Raw genomic sequence first — 18,134 nt, 5'->3', positions numbered from 1 at the left:
CCGCGCGCCGGCCCCAGGCCGCGGCCTCGGCCAGCGCCGTGCCGGGGGCGGCTTCCCACAGCGCCAGGTGCCGGCCCTCGTGCTCCAGCCAGCCCTCCAGCGCCGCGGCCACGCGCGCGGCCTCGTCGGGCGCCAGCGAGCGCGCCTCGATGCGCGCGGCATCCAGCCGCAGCCGGCGCGCCAGCGCGGCGTGGATCAGCTGCTCGCGCGCCGTCTCGAAGCCCATGTACAGCGCGGCATGGCCGCGCGCCGCGGCATGCTCCAGCGCCAGCGCGGCCAGCGTCGTCTTGCCCGACTTCGGCGGCGCCAGCAGCGCGTAGAAGCGGCCGCCCCGGAAGCCACCGTGCAGCAGGCTGGTGAGCCCGGCAAAGGGCGTGGATACCGCCGCCACCGGCCAGGACAGGGCGCGCAGCAACTCCTCGCGCTGCGCCGCCAGCACTTCGGGCACGGACGCGGCCAGCGCGGGCGCGGGCGCGGGCGCGGCGGCCGGCGTGACCGTACCGGGCACCGGCGCCACGTCTGCGGCCGGTGCCGGTGCCGGCGCCGCCTGCCGGCGCAGCCGCTCCAGCGCCTGGCTGAAAACGTCCAGCGACGCCGGCTCCAGCCGCGCCAGCAGCTCGGCCTGCTTGTCCAGGTTGGGCGGGATGTCGATGCCCGCTTCCTCGCTGAACGAGGACGCCAGCCCCGGCGCGATGAACACCGACCACAGCCCGGTGTCCGGATGCAGGCCCGGCGGCAGGATCACGCTTTCGGCGGCATGCCCGGCATCGCCCGGGCTCGCCTCCAGCGCCGGCTGCTCCGGCAGGTGAACCGCGTGCAGCAAGCGCAGGAATTCGCGCAGGTCGGCCACCGGCGCCGCCTCGGCCAGCGGCAGCCACAGGTTGAAGGCGTCGCGGCCATCGACCGAGAGCGCGGCTTCGGGCCAGTCCAGCGTTTCCATCAGCACCCGGGCCAGCTGCAGCACCGCGGCGCCCTGCGCGGCGCCGGCGCCGCGCGCCACGCCGCCGAAGCGCAGCACCATGAGACGCGCGCGGCCGGTGGCGCCGGTGAGATCGAGGGCCGCGGGCTCCAGGCCCGCCAACTGCCGCTGCAGCGCCGCGACGGCGGCAGCGCCGGCATCGGTGTCGGCGGAAGGGACCGGGAAGAGGCGTTGCAGCTCGGCCATCAGGCGTTGCGTGCGGTCAGTGTCGGCAGGCATGGAGGTACGGCATGGCGGAATGGGTGATGGGATTCATAGAGCAGCACGGCTACCTCGGCGTCGCGGCGCTGATGCTGGCCGAGAACCTGTTTCCGCCCTTTCCCTCGGAGCTGATCATGCCCTTCGCCGGCTTCCTGGCTGCCGGGGGCAAGCTGCAGCCGGCGCTGGTGGTGGTGGCGGGCACGGCCGGCGCCGTCGTCGGCGCCCTGCCCTGGTACGCGGCCGGGCGCTGGCTGGGCTGCGCGCGGGTGCGGCGCCTGGCCGAGCGCCACGGGCGCTGGGTCACGGTCTCGCCCGAGGAGGTGGAGCGGGCCGAGGCGTGGTTCCGCCGGCGCGGTCCGGTGGTGCTGGTGCTGGGCCGGCTGGTGCCGGGGCTGCGCACGGTGGTGTCGCTGCCGGCCGGGCTCACGGCCATGGCGCTGCCCTCGTTCCTGGCCTGGACAGCCCTGGGCTCGGCGCTGTGGTGCAGCGTGCTCACGGCCGCGGGCTACCTGCTGGAGCAGCAGTACGAGCGCATCGCGCACTGGCTCAACCCGGTGTCCACCGGGCTGCTGGTGCTGGTGGTCGTCGGCTACCTGTGGCGCGTGCTGCGGCAGGGCCACGGCGGCCACGACAAGGGCAGGCAGCAAGGCAAGGAGCCCGGCCATGGCGGCGCCGGCCGGCACTGAGCGCCCCGCCCGCGGCTCGCCGCGCGAGTTGCCCGTGGCGCTGGAGATCGACGGCGTGCCGGTGCACGTCGAGGGCCACGGGGAAGAGGCGCTGCTGATGATCCACGGCTGGCCCGACACGGCGCGGCTGTGGGACGCGCAGGTGGCTGCCTTCGGCGACGCCTTCCGCTGCGTGCGCTTCACGCTGCCGGGCTTCGACGTGGCGCGCGGCGCGCGGCCGCTGCCGCTGGCGGGCGTGACCGATCTCATCGGCCGCATCGCCGACGCCGTCTCGCCGCAGCGGCCGCTGGCGCTGCTGCTGCACGACTGGGGCTGCGCCTTCGGCTACGAATGGGCGCTGACCTGCCCCGGGCGCGTGCGCCGCATCGTCGGCGTGGACGTGGGCGACGCGGGCTCGCCCGCGCACGTGCGCTCGCTGCGCCTGCGCGACAAGGCCGCCATCGCCGCCTACCAGGGCTGGCTGATCGCGGCGTGGCGCATCGGCGGCGCGCGCGGCGACGCGATGTCGCGCGGCTTCGCGCGCCTCGCGCGCGCGCCGGGCGATCCGGCCACCATCGGCCACGCCATGAACCAGCCCTACGCGCTGCTGTGGAGCGGCGCCTATGCCGACTTCCAGCGCCGCATGCGCGCCGGCTTCGAGCCGCCGTGCCCGATGCTCTACGTCTTCGGACGGCGCAAGCCGCTGCAGTTCCACTCCCCGTCCTGGGCGGCGCGGCTGGACCAGCGTCCGGGCTGCCGCGCCGTGGGCCTGGACAGCGGGCATTGGCCGATGGTGGAGCGGGCGCAGGAGTTCAACGGGGTGGTGCGGGAGTGGCTGCTGAAGGGAAACGGAGTGCCCTGACTCCGGCCCTTGGTCGAAGGCGGACACCTTCCCTCGTCATTCCGGCGAAAGCCGGAATCCACGATCGCCGCGATGCCTCGCTGGCCAGTGCAGACACGTGCCGACGTCGGCCGTTCCACCGTATCGGTGCGCGTGGATTCCGGCTTTCGCCGGAATGACGGATTGGGGTGCGAGACGTCGTGGCTGACGGGATGCCACAGGTTGAAGCCTTCTTCCGGACAGCGGGTGCTGCAGCGGCGCGGCGATACTCCCGCCCTTTTGCCCGGGAGCCCCCCATGAACCTGAACATCGTCGTCTACAGCAAGAGCGCCTGCCCCCAGTGCGACACGGCCAAGCGGCTGCTGCAGAGCAAGGGCCTGCCCTTCGAGGTGGTGCAGATCGACGACGAGGCCGAGCGCCTGGCCTTCTACGAGCGCTGCGGCCCGGCGGTGCGGCAGATGCCGCAGATCTTCATCAACGACCAGCGCGTCGGCGGCGTGGCCGGGCTGCAGGCGGCGCTGGCGCAGTTGGGGCGCTGACTTCAATCCACTTCAGCCAGTGAAGTAATCCGTTCGTCCCGAGGTATCGAAGGATGAACGGCCACCGCTGTGAAGTCGCCATCCGAGCCTGTCGGATTCGGTCTTCGATACCTCAGCCCGAACGGCTCGAAAAGCCAATGGTTCTCAGCCTCCGTACCAGCCTTGCGGATTCGTCCTTCGATACCTCAGGACGAACGGATGGGTGAACCGCTGAACGGAAGTCACCCGTTGTCCCTGAACGCCGGGTACAGGCACATGCCGCCGTCGATGAAGAGCGTCGTGCCGACCACGTAGTCCGAGGCGTCGCTGGCCAGCCACAGCGCGGCGCGGGCCACGTCCTCGACCTCGCCGACGCGGCCGTAGGGAATGAGCTTCAGCAGTTCCTCCCGCCGCTGCGGGTCGTCCACCACCTCGCTGTTGATGGCCGTGGCGATCGCCCCGGGCGCGATGGCATTGACGCGGATGCGCTCGGCCGCCACCTCCTGCGCCAGCGAGCGCATCAGGAGATTCACGCCGCCCTTGGAGGCGGCGTAGTTGACGTGGCCCGCCCACGGGATCACCTCGTGCACCGAGCTCATGTGGATGATCTTGCCGGCCGCGCGCGAGAGGCCTTCGCACACGCCCTGGCGCCGGAACTGCCGCACCGCGGCGCGCGCGCACAGGAACTGGCCGGTGAGGTTGGTCTGCAGCACCTCGTTCCATTGCTGGAGCGTCATGTCGGCGAAGGCCGCGTCGCGCTGCAGCCCCGAGTTGGCCACCAGGATGTCGAGCCGCCCGAAGGCGTCCAGCGCCTGGGCGAACACCCTCTCCACCTCGCCCTCGTCGCCCACGTCGGCGCCGGCGGCGATGGCGCGCCCGCCCGCGTCCGTGATGCGGTGTACCAGCGCTTGGGCCGGCTCGGCCTGCGAGTGGTAGTTGACGACCACCGCCGCGCCGGCCGCGGCCAGCGCCTCGGCCACGCCCGCGCCGATGCCGGAGCTGGCCCCGGTGACGAGCGCCACCTGTCCGTTGAGCTTGATGTCCATCGCTTCTACTGCCTTGGCATTGAGATTCATCCCCCGCGCGACCACGTCGCCGGCCCTTCCTCGATGACGCGGTCCAGGGCGTGGGCCGCGCTGATGAGCGCCAGGTGCGTGAGCGCCTGCGGGAAGTTGCCCAGCTGCGCGCCGCTGGGGCCCAGCTCCTCGGCGTACAGGCCCAGGTGGTTGGCGTAGGTCAGCATCTTCTCGAACAGCAGCCGCGCCTCCTCGACGCGGCCGCTGCGCGCCAGGCACTCCACGTACCAGAACGAGCACGGCACGAAGGCGCCTTCCTGCCCGGAGAGCCCGTCGATGTTGACCTCGCCGCCGGCGTCGGTGGTCGAGTAGCGCGCCACGAGCCCGTCCACGGCCAGCTCGCGGTGGATGGCGTCGAGCGTCGAGAGCCAGCGCGGGTCGGTGGGGCTGACGAACTTGACCATGGGCATCAAGAGCGCCGCCGCGTCGAGCGTGTCGCCGCCGCGGTACTGCACGAAGGCCTGCTTCCTGGGGTTCCAGAAGTCGGTGAGGATCTGCCGCGCGATGGCGTCGCGCGTCTGGTACCAGTGCTGCCAGGGCGTGGGGCGCGCGTAGCTGCGCGCCATGCGCAGCGCGCGGTCCAGCGCCACCCAGCTCAGCAGCCGGCCCGAGAGCAGGTCGCGGCGCGGGCCGCGCATCTCCCAGATGCCCTCCTCGGGCTGGTCCCAGTTGGCGCACCACCAGTCGATGCGCTGCGACAGGCCTTGCCACACGTCGATGGAGGCCGGCACGCCGTGGCGCTCGGCCATGTAGATCGCGTCCACCAGCTCGCCCAGCACGTCGAGCTGCAGCTGCCCGGCCGCGGCATTGCCCACGCGCACCGGGCGCGAGCCGCGGTAGCCGGCCAGGTGCGACAGCTCGAATTCGTGGCCGACGTGGCGGCCGTCCACGGCGTAGAGGATCTGCGGCGGCTCGCCGCCCTGCTGGTCGAGCATGCGGTCATGCGCCCAGCCGATGAAGGCTTCCGCCTCCCCGGTGTAGCCCAGCCGCATGAGCGCGTAGACGGTGAAGGCCGCGTCGCGCAGCCAGCAGTAGCGGTAGTCCCAGTTGCGCTCGCCACCCACGTGCTCGGGCAGCCCGAAGGTGGCCGCGCCGATGATGCCGCCGTGGTCGGCCGAGGACAGCAGCTTGAGCACCAGCGCCGAGCGCTGCACGATCTCGCGCCAGCGCCCGCGGTAGCTGGAGCGCTCGCTCCAGCCGCGCCAGAAGGCCATGGTGTCCTGGAACGAGGCGGCGACGAAGTCCTGCAGCGACCCCGGCCCCTGCGCGCTGGGCCGCTCCTGCACGCACTCCAGCACCAGCGCCACCTCCTCGCCGGCGCCGACCTCGACCAGCGCCTCCACGTCGCAATCACTGCCGCCCCGGCTGCCGCCCGGCACCAGCGGCTGCGTGCTGCGCAGCAGCAGCGGCCCCGGGTGGGCCGGGTCGCCGAACAGCGCCGTGCGGCCGCCGTCGAGCAGCCGCGCCGGCAGCGCCGCGCGCGCGTAGTCGAAGCGCGGCGCGCAGCACACGTGCAGCGCCAGCCGCCCGCGAATGCCCTGGATGCGCCGCACCAGCGCACTGCGCGGCTGGCCCGTGGCGCTCACGGGCATCCAGTCGGTGACCTCGGCCATGCCCGCCGGCGACATGAAGCGCGTGAGCAGCACGTTGGTGTCGGGCAGGTACATCTGGCGCGTGTGCACGCCCTCGCCCACCGGCCGGATCGAGAAGCTGCCTCCGCGCCGCGGGTCCAGCAGCGACAGGAACACGCTGGGCGAGTCGAAGCGCGGGAAGCAGAAGAAGTCGATCGTGCCGTCGCGGCCCACCAGCGCCGCGGTGCGCAGGTTGCCGATGACGCCGTGGGATTCGATGTCGGGATAGTCCACCGGGGCGGCGGGGCAAGGCCCGTTCCCAGCCGGGCCGGGCCCGCCGGTTGCGCCGGCAACCGGCGCCCCCGCGCATCCGCGGCCGAAGCCGCGGCCGCGCCCGGCTCAGCGCCAGCGCTTGGCCAGCCAGTCGCGCGCCGTGTCTTCGAGGTGCTCCAGGAACACGGTGGCCACCGGCGACAGGCGCTTGCCGCGCGGATAGAGCGTGGACCAGCTGCACAGCACCGGGAAGTCCTGCACGTCGAGCACGGCCAGCTGCTCGTCCTCGAGGTGCGCCGTCAGGGCGTGGCGCGAGATCACGGACAGCCCCAGCCCGCCGGCGACGGCCTGCTTGATGGCCTCGTTGCTGCCCAGCTCCAGCCGCACCCGCGGCTCGAAGCCGAGGCGGGCGAAATGCGCGTCGCAGGCCAGCCGGGTGCCCGAGCCCCGCTCGCGCAGGATGAAGCGCTCGCCCGCCAGCTCGGCCAGCGGCAGGCCGGCGCGGCCCGCCAGCCGGTGGCCCTCTGGCGCGATCAGCACCAGCGGGTTGGGCAGGAAGGCGTGCTGCTCCAGCTCGATGTCCGAAGGCGGCATGGACATGATGTAGAGGTCGTCGCGGTTGTCGCGCAGCCGCGCCACCACGCCGTCGCGGTTGTGGATTTCCAGCGTGACGTCGATGTCCGGATGCGCCGTGCAGAAGCTGCCCAGGATGCGCGGCACGAAATACTTGGCGGTGCTCACCACCGCCACGCGCAGCTGGCCGCGCGTGAGCCCCTGCATGGCGTCGATGCGCTGCCCGAAGGCGGCCCACTCCTGCTCGATCGCGCGCGCCGTCTCGGCCAGCGCCTCGCCGGCCGCCGTCAGGAACAGCCGCTTGCCGATCTGCTCGTACAGCGGCAGCCCCACCGCGTCGGACAGCTCCCTGAGCTGCATCGACACCGTGGGCTGGGTGACGTGGCAGGCCCGCGCGGCGGCCGTGATGCTGCCGTGCTCGACCAGCGCCAGGAACAGGCGCAGCTGGCGGAAGGTAACGTTCATAGAGTGAAGTCGATGCTTCTCATAATAATAATTGATTTTTCATTTTATATGGATTTCCCTAACATGGCGGAATACTCAAAAGTACTGCCCAGCAAAAATGCAGAACATTCTCGACCCCGCCATTCTTTTCTTCGTTTTCGGCATCCTGGCCGGCACGGTGAAATCCAACCTGGAAATACCGCAGCCGATTTCCCGCTTCCTGTCGCTGTACCTGCTGATGGCGCTGGGCCTCAAGGGCGGCTTCGCGCTGGCAGCCTCGGGCATGACGGCCGAAGTGGCCACCAGCCTGGCCTGCGCGGTGGCGCTGGCCATCATCGTCCCGGCCATCGGCTACCAGGTGCTCAAGCGCTTCCTGGGCGGCTTCGACGCCGCCGCGCTGGCGGCCACCTACGGCTCGGTCAGCGCCGTGACCTTCATCACCGCCGTGCAGACCCTGGAGAACAGCGGGCTGCCCTACGGCGGGCACATGGCCGCGGCCATGGCGCTGATGGAGTCGCCGGCCATCATCATGGCCGTGCTGCTGGCCAACATGCTGCGTCAAGGCGCGACCGCGGGCGCGGTGGTGAACGTGGGCGGCGGCACGGCGGCGCTGGGCGGCGCACCGCGCCAGGCTCCGCTGCCGCTGGGCAAGATCCTGCACGAGTCCTTCACGGACGGCGCGCAGCTGCTGCTGCTGGGTGCCATGGTCATCGGCTTCGTGACGGGCGAGGCCGGCAAGTCGGTCATGGCGCCGTTCTCGGTGGACCTGTTCAAGGGCATGCTGGCCTTCTTCCTGCTCGACATGGGCCTGCTGGCGGCGCGCAACCTGGCCGGGCTGCGGGGCCTGTCGCCCTGGCTGCTGGGCTACGCCATCGTGGGTCCGCTGGCGCATGCCGCGCTGGCCCTGGCCCTGGCGGCCCTGATGGGGCTGCAGCCCGGCAACGCGGCGCTGCTGATGGTGCTGGCCGCCAGCGCGTCCTACATCGCCGTGCCGGCGGTGCTGCGCCACGCCCTCCCGGAAGCCCGGCCGGCGCTGTACTTCGGCATGTCGCTGGGCCTGACCTTCCCCTTCAACATCCTGCTGGGCATACCGCTGTACATCAGCATCGCGCACCGGGTGCTGGGCTGAGGCCGGGCACGCCGTTCGCCCGGGGCCGCGCATCGCTGTGTTGACTCCCGGAGACCTCCCGATGCCCGCCACCTCCCTGCGCCGCTTCACCGACCAGACCGTCATCGTCACCGGCGCGGGCTCCGGCATCGGGCGCGGCATTGCCGAGCGCTTCGCCGCCGAGGGTGCCAACGTCGTGCTGGCCGGGCGCACCGAGGACAAGCTGCGGGCGGTGGCCGCGGGCCTGGACGCCGCGCGCACGCTGGTGCAGGCCTGCGACGTGCGCGACTTCGCGCAGGTCGAGCGCCTGGTGGCCGCGGCGGCGGCGCGCTTCGGCGGCCTGGACGTGATGGTCAACAACGCCGGCGTCGCGCCCGAAGGCAGCGTCGCCGACACCAGCCTCGACGACTGGCACGACACGCTGCAGACCGACCTCAGCGGCGTCTTCCACGGCTGCAAGGCGGCGCTGCCGCGGCTGCTGGAGCGCCAGGGTTGCATCGTCAACGTCGCCTCGGTCTCCGGCCTGGGCGCGGACTGGGCGCTGGCGGCCTACAACGCGGCCAAGGGCGGCGTCGTCAACCTCACGCGCTCGCTGGCGCTGGACTTCGGCGGGCGCGGCGTGCGCGTCAATGCGGTGTGCCCCTCGCTCACGCGCAGCGACATGACCGCGGACATGCTCCAGGACGAGGCGCTGATGCGCCGCTTCATGGAGCGGCTGCCGCTGGGCCGCCCGGCCGAGCCCGAGGACATCGCCGGCGTGGTGGCGTTCCTGGCCAGCGACGACGCCCGCTTCGTCAACGGCGTGAACCTGCCGGTGGACGGCGGCGTCACGGCCTCGAACGGGCAGCCGCCGATGTAAGGGCGCGGACGCCAGCGCCGCGACTTGAGCCTGCGCGCCGTGCAGATTTCACGGATGCCGAGTGCGCGGCGCAGCGCACGGGACACGACTTGCCGTTTCTCAGTACAAGTCACGCGGCATCGGTGCCTGGCCTCCTTACGATGCCGGGTTGCAGTCACGGAACGCAGCGATGTCGGTACTCAAGCGCAACAACGTCAACGTCATCGGGCAAGGGTCCAGGACGCTCGTGCTGGGGCACGGCTTCGGCTGCGACCAGGCCATGTGGAGCGCGCTGGTGCCGGCCTTCGCGGCCGACCACCGGCTGGTGCTGTTCGACTACGTGGGCTGCGGCCGCTCCGACCACGCGGAGTTCGACGCGCGGCGCTACGGCTCGCTGCAGGGACACGTGCAGGACGTGCTGGAGATGGCCCAGGCGCTGGAGTTGCGCGACGCCGTGTTCGTCGGCCACTCGGTCAGCGCCATGATCGGCATGCTCGCCGCGCAGCGCGAGCCGCAGCGCTTCTCGCACCTCGCGATGGTCGGGCCCTCGCCGCGCTACATCAACGACCCGGACAGCGGCTACTTCGGCGGCTTCGATCCCGCCGACGTCGAGGGGCTGCTGGAGCTCATGGACAGCAACTACACCGCCTGGGCCGGCTCGCTGGCGCAGGCGGTGGCGGGCCTGCACGGCTCGGCGCAGCTCAAGGACGACCTGCAGGAGCGCTTCTGCGCCATGCACCCGGAGGCCGCGCGGCTCTTCGCGCACGTCACCTTCCACGCCGACAACCGCGCCGACCTGGGCGCCGTGCGCCAGCCCACGCTGATCCTGCAGTGCCGCGACGACGTGATCGCGCCGGACGCCGTGGGCGAGTACGTGCACCGCCACATTCCCGGCAGCACGCTGGTGCGGCTGCAGGCCACCGGCCACTGCCCGCACGTGAGCCACCCCGAGGAAACCATCGATGCCCTGCGGAGCTGGCTGCAGCAGCACGTGTTGCCCGATGCCGGCTGACGCCGGCGCGCTGCCGCCGGGACTGTGCGCCACGGCCGCGGTGGCGCTGGTGGCCTTCGACGACGACGGCGTCATCCTGGAAGCCAACACCGGCATGGCGCAGCTGGTGCAGCACCCGGCCGGGGCCCTGGTCGGGCAGCGGCTGGGCACGCTCATGACGCTGGCCGGGCGGGTCGTGTTCGACAACCACCTGCTGCCGGTGCTCAAGCTCAGCGGCCGCGCCCAGGAGCTGGCGCTGCAGCTGCGCACGGCCGACGGCGGCGGCGTGTTCGTGATGTGCAGCGCCGTGCGCCTGGCCACGGGCAGCGGCCCGCGCAACGAGTGCGCCTTCATGCCGATGAACGAGCGCAAGCGCATCGAGCAGGAGCTGCTGCGCATCAAGCACTCGGTGGAGCACATGCCCGGCGCGCTGCTGCAGCTGCTGCTGCAAGGCGGCGGCGGCGTGCAGGTCAGCGCCCCGGGCGAGGCCGTGTGCGCCCTGCTGGCGCTGCCCGCGCCGGGGATCGATGCCCCGCTGCTGGACGCCGTCCACGCGGACGACCGGGCCCGGGTGAGCGAGGAGCTGCAGGCGTCGGCGCGCGACATGCGGCCCTGGCACGGCGAGTTCCGGCTGCAGCGGCCGGGCGCGCCGGCCTGGCGCGCCGTCGAGGCCCGGCCGCAGCGCCTGGACGGCGGCCGGCTGCTGTGGCACGGCTATGCCAGCGACATCTCCAGCCGCAAGGCCGTGGAGGCGGCGGTGGCGGAGACGGTGCGCGTCAAGGAGATGCTGCTGCACGAGGTCCACCACCGCGTGAAGAACAGCCTGCAGCTGGTGAGCTCGCTGCTGTCGCTGCAGGCGCGCGGCATTGCCGACGCCGACGCGCGCGCCGCGCTGCAGGAGGCGCGCACGCGCGTCTCGGTCGTGGCGCGGGTGCACGAGCAGCTCTACGAGTCGGGCGCGCACGGCACGCTCGACATCGCGCAGCACTTGCGGCGGCTGGCGGAGGACACGCTGTCCTCGCTGGGCGGCGGCCGCATCCGGCTGGACTTCGACGGCCAGGCGCAGCCGGTGCTGGCGCTGGAGCAGGCGGTGCCGCTGTCGCTGGTGCTGGCCGAGCTGCTGACCAACGCGGTGAAGTACGCCTTCCCGGGCGGCGGGCACGGCACCGTCACGCTGCGCCTCACCGAGGACGAGGGCCGGCTGCGCGTGGCGCTGGCCGACGACGGCGTGGGCCTGCCCGCCGGGTTCGACCCCGGCGCGTCGCGCGGGCTGGGCATGCGCATCGTGCAGGCCCTGCTGCTGCAGCTCGACGCGCAGCTGGAGAACCCCCGGACGCAGCGGGGCGCGTGCTTTGTCATCACCATGCGGGCCTGCAGCGCCGCGGGCGCACCGGCTGCTCCGGCCGTGGCGGGCTGAGGCCCGGCCGCGCCGACCCTCCCGCGCACCCCGCGGTGCGCACGGCTTCCATCACCACCATGTCCTCCAGCACGCACTCTTCCGCCCGGATCCTCCTCGTCGAGGACGAGGTCCTGGTCGCCCTGGACCTGCAGTCGCACCTGGAAGAGCTGGGCCACCAGGTGGTCGGCCACGCGCTGAGCGGCGCGCAGGCCCTGGCGCTGGCGGCTCGGCAGCGTCCCGACCTGGTGCTCATGGACATCCGCCTGCAGGGTCCGATGGACGGCGTGGACACCGCGCTGCGCCTGCGCGGGCCCGAGCCGCTGCCCGTGGTCTTCCTCACCTCGCAACTCGACCGCGAGACGGTGGCCCGGGTGGCGCAGGCCGCGCCCTACGGCTTCGTCAGGAAGCCCTTCGACCCGCTGGTGCTGCGCACGGTCGTCGACCTGGCGCTGGCGCGCGCCGAGCAGGAGCGGCGGGCCACGGCCGAGCGGCTGCAGGCGCAGGCCGGGCAGGCGCGGGAGCTGCGCCGGGCCAACGAGGCGCTGCAGGTCCAGGCCCGCAACATGGTCAGCCTCAACGAGGCGCTGTGGCGCTCCGTGGCCGGGCCCGGTCCCTGGCCGGCGGCGGCGCCCGTGCCCGCGCCGGGCGTCAAGCCCGTGGACGACCCGCAGCGGCTGGCCGTGCTGGCGCGCACGCAGCTCATGGACTCCGCGCCCGAAGAGGCCTTCGACCGCTTCACGCGGCTGGCAGCGGATTCGCTGCAGGTGCCGGTGTGCCTGGTCAGCCTGGTGGACGGCCAGCGCCAGTTCTTCAAGAGCGCCGTGGGCCTGCCCGAGCCCTGGGCCACGCGGCGCGAGACGCCGCTGTCGCACAGCTTCTGCCAGCACGTCGTCAATTCCGGCGCGCCGCTGGTGGTGGAGGACGCGCTGGCCGAACCGCTGGTGCGCGACAACGGCGCGGTGCGCGACCTGGGCGTGCGCGCCTACCTGGGCGTGCCGCTGAGCACGCCCGACGGCCACGTGCTGGGCAGCTTCTGCGCCATCGACGGCCAGCCGCACCCCTGGAGCGCGCAGGACCGCGAGCTGCTGGAGCGCATCGGGCAGTCGGTGCTGGCCGCCATCGCGGTGCGCATGCAGCTGGGCACGCTGGAGCAGCGCGTGCGGGAGCGCACCGCCGAGCTGCACGCGCTGGCCGCCACGCTGGAGGAGCGCGTGCGCGAGCGCACGGCCGAGCTGGCCGCCGCGCACAACGCGGCCCGCGCCGCCAGCCGCGCCAAGAGCGCGTTCCTGGCCAACATGAGCCACGAGATCCGCACGCCCATGAACGCGATCCTGGGCCTGACGCACCTGCTCGCCGGCGAGGGCCTCACGCCGCAGCAGGCGGCGCGGCTCGCGGGCATCGAGGACGCGGGGCGGCACCTGCTGTGCGTCATCAACAACATCCTCGACATCTCGCGCATCGACGCCGGCAAGCTGCAGCTGGAGGAGCGCGACTTCGAGCTGCCCGCGCTGCTGGAGCAGGTGCGCTCCATCGTCGGCCCGGATGCCGCGGCCAAGGGGCTGGCGGTGTCGCTGGACGCCGGCGCGCTGGGCTGGCTGCGCGGCGACGAGACCCGGCTGCGCCAGGCGCTGCTGAACTATGCGTCCAACGCCGTGAAGTTCACCGCGGCCGGGCACGTGGCGCTGCGCGCGCGGGCGCTGCCGGTGCCCGACGGCAATGACGGCGGCGATGGCGGCGGCGCCCTGCTGGTGCGCTTCGAGGTCGAGGACAGCGGCATGGGCATCGCCCCGCAGGAGCTGCAGCGCCTGTTCGACCCCTTCGAGCAGGCCGACGCCACGACCACGCGGCGCTTCGGCGGCACGGGGCTGGGGCTGTCCATCACGCGCGGCCTGGCCCGGCTCATGGGCGGCGAGGCCGGCGCCACGAGCACGCCGGGGCGCGGCAGCACCTTCTGGTTCACGGCACGGCTCCAGCCCGGGCGCGCGGCCCAGGCGCCCGCGGCCGATGCGCGCGCCCGGGCCCTGGATGCCGCGGCGCTGCTGCGCGAGCGGCACGGCGGCGCCGTGGTGCTGGTGGCCGAGGACAACGCGGTGAACCTGGAGATCGCCCGGGAGATGCTGCGCCACGCGGGGCTGGCGGTGGACGTGGCGCAGGACGGCCGCGAGGCGCTGGAGCGCGCGCGCGCGCAGCGGCACGCGCTGATCCTGATGGACATGCACATGCCCGGCATGGACGGGCTGGCGGCCACGCGCGCCATCCGCGCCCTGCCCGGGCGCCAGGACGTGCCCATCCTGGCCATGACCGCCAACGTCTACGACGAGGACCGCCGCGCCTGCACCGAGGCCGGCATGAACGACTTCGTCTCCAAGCCCGTCACGCCCGACACCTTCTACGCCCGGCTGCTGGCGTGGCTTGGGCGTGAAGGCTGAGGTCAGGCGCCGAGGCGGGCGGCCAGCAGCGCCGCGGCCCAGAGCGCCAGGGCGGCGAGCAGGCTCGAAGCCGGCGCGAGGAAGCGGCGCGGCGCCAGCGCCTGGGCGCGCAGCCGGGCCAGCTTCGAGCGGTAGACCAGCCGCTCGGCCGGATCGGCCACGGCCTGGTTGACGCGGGCCAGCCCGGTGTCGAAATGCCGGTTCAGCGCCTCGCGCTGCCGCTGCCGGCGCACTGGCAGCCAGGCCGCCAGCAGCGCCAGCACGGCCAGGAAGGCTGCCTCCCGCACGCCCAGTCCCAGGACGGCGGCGTCGGCCGGGATCAGCCAGCAACCCACCGTGGCCGCGGCCAGCAGCGCGGCCTCGCGGTGGAACGGCCGGTTGAACGCGCGCGCCGTGTCGGCCAGGGACTGGAGCCCGGCGTCGATGTCGGCGGCCCGGGCCGCGGGCGCGGCGGCCTTCGCGGCACGGGCCGGCGTGGTCGGGCCCGGCAGGGGCCGCGCCGCGGCCGCGCCTTCCACGTGCGGGCGCGGCCGGCGCGGGCCGCCGCCCGGGTGCTTCGGTCTGGACTTGGAGGTCTTGCGCTGCCGGCGTCGTTGCTCGGCGTTGCCCGCGTTCAGTGGCATGGGGGTGTGTCGGCTTCGTTCAAGGGGCGCGCATTGGACCGGGCCACGGCGGCCGGGTCTGTGAGCTTTGGTGTCGGGGCCCGGGGGCGCCAGGGTCCCGGCGCGCGCAGCCCGGGCTGCGCCGGCGGAGCCGGATGGTACTCAACCGAAACAGCGTTCCATGTCGATGCTGGAGTGCACGCCGACCGCCCGCGCATGCTGCGCCAGCCATGCGCCGGCATGGCTGCGGCCCTGGTCGTGCAGCAGCCGCAGGTAGGGCATGTGGGTCAGCAGCCGCGTCTCGGGGCGCTGCATGCTGGCGCATTGCCCGGGCTCGATCATGTGGAAGCGCATCGTCCGCAGCTTGCGCTCCAGCGGCCCGCGCTGGGCGAAGGAAGGCCCGGCAAAGGCCATGGCGCGCGAGAACATCTGCATCTCGCGCATGAAGTGGGCGTGAAAGCCCAGCTCCGCGATGCGCTCCCGGATCTCGGTCGAGGTCTGCGGCGTGCCTTCGCGAACCAGCGGGTTGAGCAGCACGAGCAGCACGTCGGGCGACTCGCATTCGTAGAACAGCGGGAAGACGGCCGGGTTGGCCGAGTAGCCGCCGTCCCAGTACGGCTGCCCGTCGATTTCCACCGGGTGATGGATCCTGGGCAGGCAGGCCGAGGCCAGCAGCACCTCCACCGTCAGCTCGTGCTCGCGAAAGACCCGCAGCCGCCCGGTGTTGGCCTGCGTGGTGCCGATGAAGAGCTTGAACGGGCAGTCCCGGCGCAGCCGCTCGAAATCGACGGTTTTCAGCAGCACCCCGCGCAACACGTTCAGCGCCATCGGGTTGAGCTGCGCGGGCGCGAACTGGGTCGTCCAGCTCGCCAGCACCCGGCCCGCCGGCGACAGGCGCATGTCCTCGCCGCTGCCCTGGGCCGCCCAGGCCGTGGGCACCAGCTGCCCGATCGCGGCCCAGAAGCCCTCCAGGGCGGCTCGCGCGCCATCGCGCCCGCCGACGGCCCAGCCCTGGGCCATCACCACCGCGTTCATCGCCCCGGCGCTGCTGCCGCTCACGCCTTCGAAGTCCAGGCGCCCGTCGTCGATCAGCGCGTCCAGCGCGCCCCAGGTGAATGCGCCGTGCGCACCGCCGCCCTGGAGCGCCAGGTTCACCGTCTTCCTGCGCAGGCCGCCACGCCATGCGCGTGCCCGGGTTGAGCCGGGGTCCCGGACGGCGATGTTGCGCAGCCGTTGGACGACGGGGCCGATGATGTGATGTGACATGTGTTTTCCCTCCGTGTGTGCCGTGAGTGCTCCTGCGCGACGGCGCACCGAGCGTTGCGGTGGCCGGGCAAGCAGGACTGGTCCGGCGCGTGCGGCGCACACGCCGGAATCAACTCGTGCTGCAGTGCAGCAATCGGTGGACCAATCTAGGGGTTTACCCTGATCAGGCTGCCACAAGCCCGGGGGCGCGCAGCCGGTCCCGGCGCAGCGGGCGGCAGGCGTCCGCATTGCCCGGCCCTGCACCTGACGACAGCCGGGCGGAGCGCGCAGCATGGGTGTTGCGGTTGAAGTGGAGCCGGACGGTGCCGGCGGCGAGGCCCGCCCCTGCGCCATCCGCTTCGGCACCCGGCGCGTGCCCGTCGACGGCGTGCTCGACCGCTGGCATGGCCGCGACTGGACCTGGTGGAAGGTCGCCACCGCCGAGGGCGCCTACGTCCTGGTGCACGACGAGGCGAGCGGCGAGTGGGCGCTGGCGGCGATCGTGGGCGAGGCGCCGCGGGACGACGCCTGGCCCGCGCCGCGCCGCCGCGGCAGCCCGCACTGACGGCACCGGCCCCGCGCGGCGCGGCGCCCGTTCCCGGCCCTGTTTTCACGCTTCGGACACCCTTGGCCGTGCCTGCCGGGTGACATTGCCGGCACTCGCGTCCGACTTGTGAACCCCTCCGACCCGATCGTGTCTGCCCTGCATTACATCGACGTGCCCGCATTGCGGCCGGGCATGTACGTCCAGCTGGAGCTGGGCTGGATGGACCATCCCTTTCCGACCAACAGCTTCCTGATCCACAGCGCCGCGCAGATCGACGTCCTGCGCGGCCTGGGCCTGAAGCAGGTGCGCTGGGACCCACGCCGCAGCGAGGCCGTGGCACCGGCGGCGACGGCAACGGCGCCCGTGCAGGACGCGGCGGCGTCCGGCCGTGACCCGGTTGCCACCGCAACGGCGCCGGAGCCGGCGCCGGCACCCCGCGACATGCCGGCGCTGCAGCGCGCGGCGCAGGTGCGCTGCGAGCGCCACTACGCCGAAGCCGGCCGCGGCTGGCGCGACACGGTCGAGCTGCTGCGCACGGGCCGCCCCACCGACGCCGGCGCGCGCGCCACGGCCGTCGCGCGCGCGCTGATCCGGCAGATGCTCGACACCCCCGACGGCAGCATCCGGCTGATCACCGAGGCCGCGAGCGACCGCGGGTCGGCGCACGTGCTCAACGTCACCGTGCTGTCGCTGCTGCTGGCGCGGCAGCTGGGCTGGTCCGAGGCGGCGCTGGCGCCGCTGGGCGTGGGCGCGCTGCTGCACGACGTCGGCAAGCTCGACCTGCCCGAGCGCGTGCGCCACCCGGACGGCCATTTCACGGACCTGGAGCACCGGCTCTACCGCGAGCACGTGGCGCTGGGCCTGGCGCAGGCGCGGCGCATGGAGGTGGAGGCCGAAGCGCTGCTCGTGATCGCGCAGCACCACGAGCAGGCCGACGGCAGCGGCTTCCCGCTGCGCCTCAAGCTCGACCGGCAGGCCCAGGGCGCCCGCATCGTGGCGCTGGCCAACCGCTACGACAACCTGTGCAACCCGGCGCAGGCCTCCAGCACCCACACGCCCCACGAGGCGCTGTCGCTGCTGTACGCGCAGGGCCAGCGCCGCTTCGATGCGCAACTGCTGGGCGCCTTCGTGCGCATGATGGGCGTGTACCCGCCGGGCTCGGTGGTGCAGCTCAGCGATGGCCGCTACGCGCTGGTGGCCAGCGTCAATGCCACGCACCCGCTGCGGCCGTGCGTGCTGGTGCACGACGCGTGCGCGGCGCGCGGCGGGCCGCTGCCGCTGGAGCTGGAGCACGCGCCGCAGTCGCTGGCCATCCGCCGCAGCCTCAAGCCCGCGCAACTGCCGTGCGAGGTGCGGCTGGCACTCGCGCCGGGACGGCGCGTGGCCTGGTTCTTCGACCCCACCGCGGCGCCGCCGGCGCAGGACACGCAGCCATGAGGCCGGACCACGCCGACCTGCTCCTGGCACGCGACCCGCACGACGACGCGTCGGCCGAGGCCGCCTGGTCGCTGCTGATCGAGAGTCTCAACGAGGCGGTGTGGCTGGTGCGCGCCGACACGCAGCGCGTGTGCGCCGTCAACGAGGCCGGCCTGGCGCTGCTGGCGCTGCCGCGTGCGCAGGTGCTCGGTGCCGCCGCCGACACGCTGCTGCCCACGCCCGAGGACTTCACTTTCTGGGCCGAGGCCGCCGCCGCGGGTGCCGCGGCATCCGGCGCCGAGCTGTGCTCGCAGACGCTGCTGCAGCGCGGCGACGGCGCCACGCTCCACGTCACGCGCCGCATCCGGCCGCTGCCGCCGCGCCTGTTCATGGTGGCGCTGCAGGACCACAGCGCGCA

The 18,134-nt window shown here is 73.4% G+C and carries 16 protein-coding genes and 1 pseudogene; 11 read left to right on the top strand and 6 right to left on the bottom strand.

Features of this window, described 5'->3' with window-relative positions:
- Positions 1-1,198 (bottom strand): P-loop NTPase family protein (locus tag FJ694_RS33040; protein ID WP_157271775.1); only part of this gene is annotated, 1,198 nt, incomplete at its 3' end.
- Between the two features lie 11 nt (positions 1,199-1,209).
- On the opposite strand from FJ694_RS33040, the gene FJ694_RS33035 reads away from it, so the two are divergent.
- The 3 genes from FJ694_RS33035 to FJ694_RS33025 all read left to right on the top strand — a co-directional run bounded on the left by FJ694_RS33035 (position 1,210) and on the right by FJ694_RS33025 (position 3,225).
- A complete protein-coding gene (locus FJ694_RS33035; RefSeq protein ID WP_157271774.1) occupies positions 1,210-1,866 on the top strand; it encodes a DedA family protein in 657 nt (218 codons plus the stop codon).
- Positions 1,844-2,707: an alpha/beta fold hydrolase gene (locus FJ694_RS33030; RefSeq protein WP_157271773.1), complete on the top strand. Its 864-nt coding sequence runs from the start codon at positions 1,844-1,846 to the stop codon at positions 2,705-2,707. The genes FJ694_RS33035 and FJ694_RS33030 overlap by 23 nt, the downstream gene beginning before the upstream one ends.
- A gap of 275 nt (positions 2,708-2,982) precedes the next feature.
- Positions 2,983-3,225: a glutaredoxin family protein gene (locus FJ694_RS33025; protein WP_157271772.1), complete on the top strand. Its 243-nt coding sequence runs from the start codon at positions 2,983-2,985 to the stop codon at positions 3,223-3,225.
- Positions 3,226-3,446: 221 nt separating this feature from the next.
- Here FJ694_RS33025 and FJ694_RS33020 read toward each other — a convergent pair whose 3' ends face one another.
- The 3 genes from FJ694_RS33020 to FJ694_RS33010 all read right to left on the bottom strand — a co-directional run bounded on the left by FJ694_RS33020 (position 3,447) and on the right by FJ694_RS33010 (position 7,162).
- The gene (locus FJ694_RS33020) at positions 3,447-4,250 is read right to left on the bottom strand and encodes a glucose 1-dehydrogenase (RefSeq protein WP_157271778.1); all 804 of its coding nucleotides are present in this window, start codon (positions 4,248-4,250) and stop codon (positions 3,447-3,449) included.
- A 26-nt stretch (positions 4,251-4,276) separates the two neighbouring features.
- Entirely contained in the window at positions 4,277-6,145 is a 1,869-nt protein-coding gene (locus FJ694_RS33015; protein WP_157271771.1) for a glycoside hydrolase family 15 protein, read from the bottom strand.
- 105 nt (positions 6,146-6,250) lie between these two features.
- Positions 6,251-7,162: a LysR family transcriptional regulator gene (locus FJ694_RS33010; protein WP_157271770.1), complete on the bottom strand. Its 912-nt coding sequence runs from the start codon at positions 7,160-7,162 to the stop codon at positions 6,251-6,253.
- A gap of 97 nt (positions 7,163-7,259) precedes the next feature.
- Here FJ694_RS33010 and FJ694_RS33005 point away from each other — a divergent pair, with 97 nt between their 5' ends.
- The 5 genes from FJ694_RS33005 to FJ694_RS32985 all read left to right on the top strand — a co-directional run bounded on the left by FJ694_RS33005 (position 7,260) and on the right by FJ694_RS32985 (position 13,906).
- Positions 7,260-8,270, top strand: coding sequence for a sodium-dependent bicarbonate transport family permease (locus FJ694_RS33005; RefSeq protein WP_157271769.1), 1,011 nt, complete (start codon positions 7,260-7,262; stop codon positions 8,268-8,270).
- Positions 8,271-8,331: 61 nt separating this feature from the next.
- Complete coding sequence (budC, locus tag FJ694_RS33000; protein WP_198321133.1) at positions 8,332-9,108, top strand: meso-2,3-butanediol dehydrogenase; 777 nt, start codon at positions 8,332-8,334, stop codon at positions 9,106-9,108.
- 169 nt (positions 9,109-9,277) lie between these two features.
- Positions 9,278-10,099, top strand: coding sequence for an alpha/beta fold hydrolase (locus tag FJ694_RS32995; protein WP_157271768.1), 822 nt, complete (start codon positions 9,278-9,280; stop codon positions 10,097-10,099).
- Entirely contained in the window at positions 10,089-11,495 is a 1,407-nt protein-coding gene (locus FJ694_RS32990) for a sensor histidine kinase (RefSeq protein ID WP_157271767.1), read from the top strand. The genes FJ694_RS32995 and FJ694_RS32990 overlap by 11 nt, the downstream gene beginning before the upstream one ends.
- Positions 11,496-11,554: 59 nt before the next feature.
- Complete coding sequence (locus tag FJ694_RS32985; protein ID WP_157271766.1) at positions 11,555-13,906, top strand: response regulator; 2,352 nt, start codon at positions 11,555-11,557, stop codon at positions 13,904-13,906.
- A gap of 2 nt (positions 13,907-13,908) precedes the next feature.
- Here FJ694_RS32985 and FJ694_RS32980 read toward each other — a convergent pair whose 3' ends face one another.
- A complete protein-coding gene (locus FJ694_RS32980; RefSeq protein ID WP_157271765.1) occupies positions 13,909-14,529 on the bottom strand; it encodes a hypothetical protein in 621 nt (206 codons plus the stop codon).
- A gap of 141 nt (positions 14,530-14,670) precedes the next feature.
- Positions 14,671-15,774 (bottom strand): patatin-like phospholipase family protein, encoded by a 1,104-nt coding sequence (locus tag FJ694_RS32975; RefSeq protein WP_157271764.1) that lies wholly within the window; start codon positions 15,772-15,774, stop codon positions 14,671-14,673.
- 271 nt (positions 15,775-16,045) lie between these two features.
- On the opposite strand from FJ694_RS32975, the gene FJ694_RS32970 reads away from it, so the two are divergent.
- The 3 genes and pseudogenes from FJ694_RS32970 to FJ694_RS32960 all read left to right on the top strand — a co-directional run.
- Positions 16,046-16,318 (top strand): hypothetical protein, encoded by a 273-nt coding sequence (locus FJ694_RS32970; RefSeq protein ID WP_157271763.1) that lies wholly within the window; start codon positions 16,046-16,048, stop codon positions 16,316-16,318.
- Positions 16,319-16,447: 129 nt separating this feature from the next.
- Positions 16,448-17,737 (top strand): cyclic di-GMP phosphodiesterase, encoded by a 1,290-nt coding sequence (locus FJ694_RS32965; RefSeq protein ID WP_232540333.1) that lies wholly within the window; start codon positions 16,448-16,450, stop codon positions 17,735-17,737.
- Positions 17,734-18,134 (top strand): annotated as a pseudogene (locus tag FJ694_RS32960) (hypothetical protein); the annotation flags it as partial. The gene FJ694_RS32965 and the pseudogene FJ694_RS32960, both read left to right, overlap by 4 nt.

Source organism: Azohydromonas aeria (genome assembly GCF_009760915.1).
Classification (GTDB): Bacteria; Pseudomonadota; Gammaproteobacteria; order Burkholderiales; family Burkholderiaceae_C; genus Azohydromonas; species Azohydromonas aeria.
Note: the sequence above shows the minus strand (reverse complement) of the source record. Positions and strands in the feature narration are given on the sequence as shown.

Coding starts and splice junctions, on each gene's coding strand:
- budC (WP_198321133.1), top strand. CDS start 8,332: ATGCCCGCCACCTCCCTGCGCCGCTTCACCGACCAGACCGTCATCGTC.
- FJ694_RS32975 (WP_157271764.1), bottom strand. CDS start 15,774: ATGTCACATCACATCATCGGCCCCGTCGTCCAACGGCTGCGCAACATC.
- FJ694_RS33005 (WP_157271769.1), top strand. CDS start 7,260: ATGCAGAACATTCTCGACCCCGCCATTCTTTTCTTCGTTTTCGGCATC.
- FJ694_RS33035 (WP_157271774.1), top strand. CDS start 1,210: ATGGCGGAATGGGTGATGGGATTCATAGAGCAGCACGGCTACCTCGGC.
- FJ694_RS32990 (WP_157271767.1), top strand. CDS start 10,089: ATGCCGGCTGACGCCGGCGCGCTGCCGCCGGGACTGTGCGCCACGGCC.
- FJ694_RS33020 (WP_157271778.1), bottom strand. CDS start 4,250: ATGGACATCAAGCTCAACGGACAGGTGGCGCTCGTCACCGGGGCCAGC.
- FJ694_RS32995 (WP_157271768.1), top strand. CDS start 9,278: ATGTCGGTACTCAAGCGCAACAACGTCAACGTCATCGGGCAAGGGTCC.
- FJ694_RS33010 (WP_157271770.1), bottom strand. CDS start 7,162: ATGAACGTTACCTTCCGCCAGCTGCGCCTGTTCCTGGCGCTGGTCGAG.
- FJ694_RS32980 (WP_157271765.1), bottom strand. CDS start 14,529: ATGCCACTGAACGCGGGCAACGCCGAGCAACGACGCCGGCAGCGCAAG.
- FJ694_RS33025 (WP_157271772.1), top strand. CDS start 2,983: ATGAACCTGAACATCGTCGTCTACAGCAAGAGCGCCTGCCCCCAGTGC.
- FJ694_RS32970 (WP_157271763.1), top strand. CDS start 16,046: ATGGGTGTTGCGGTTGAAGTGGAGCCGGACGGTGCCGGCGGCGAGGCC.
- FJ694_RS33030 (WP_157271773.1), top strand. CDS start 1,844: ATGGCGGCGCCGGCCGGCACTGAGCGCCCCGCCCGCGGCTCGCCGCGC.
- FJ694_RS32985 (WP_157271766.1), top strand. CDS start 11,555: ATGTCCTCCAGCACGCACTCTTCCGCCCGGATCCTCCTCGTCGAGGAC.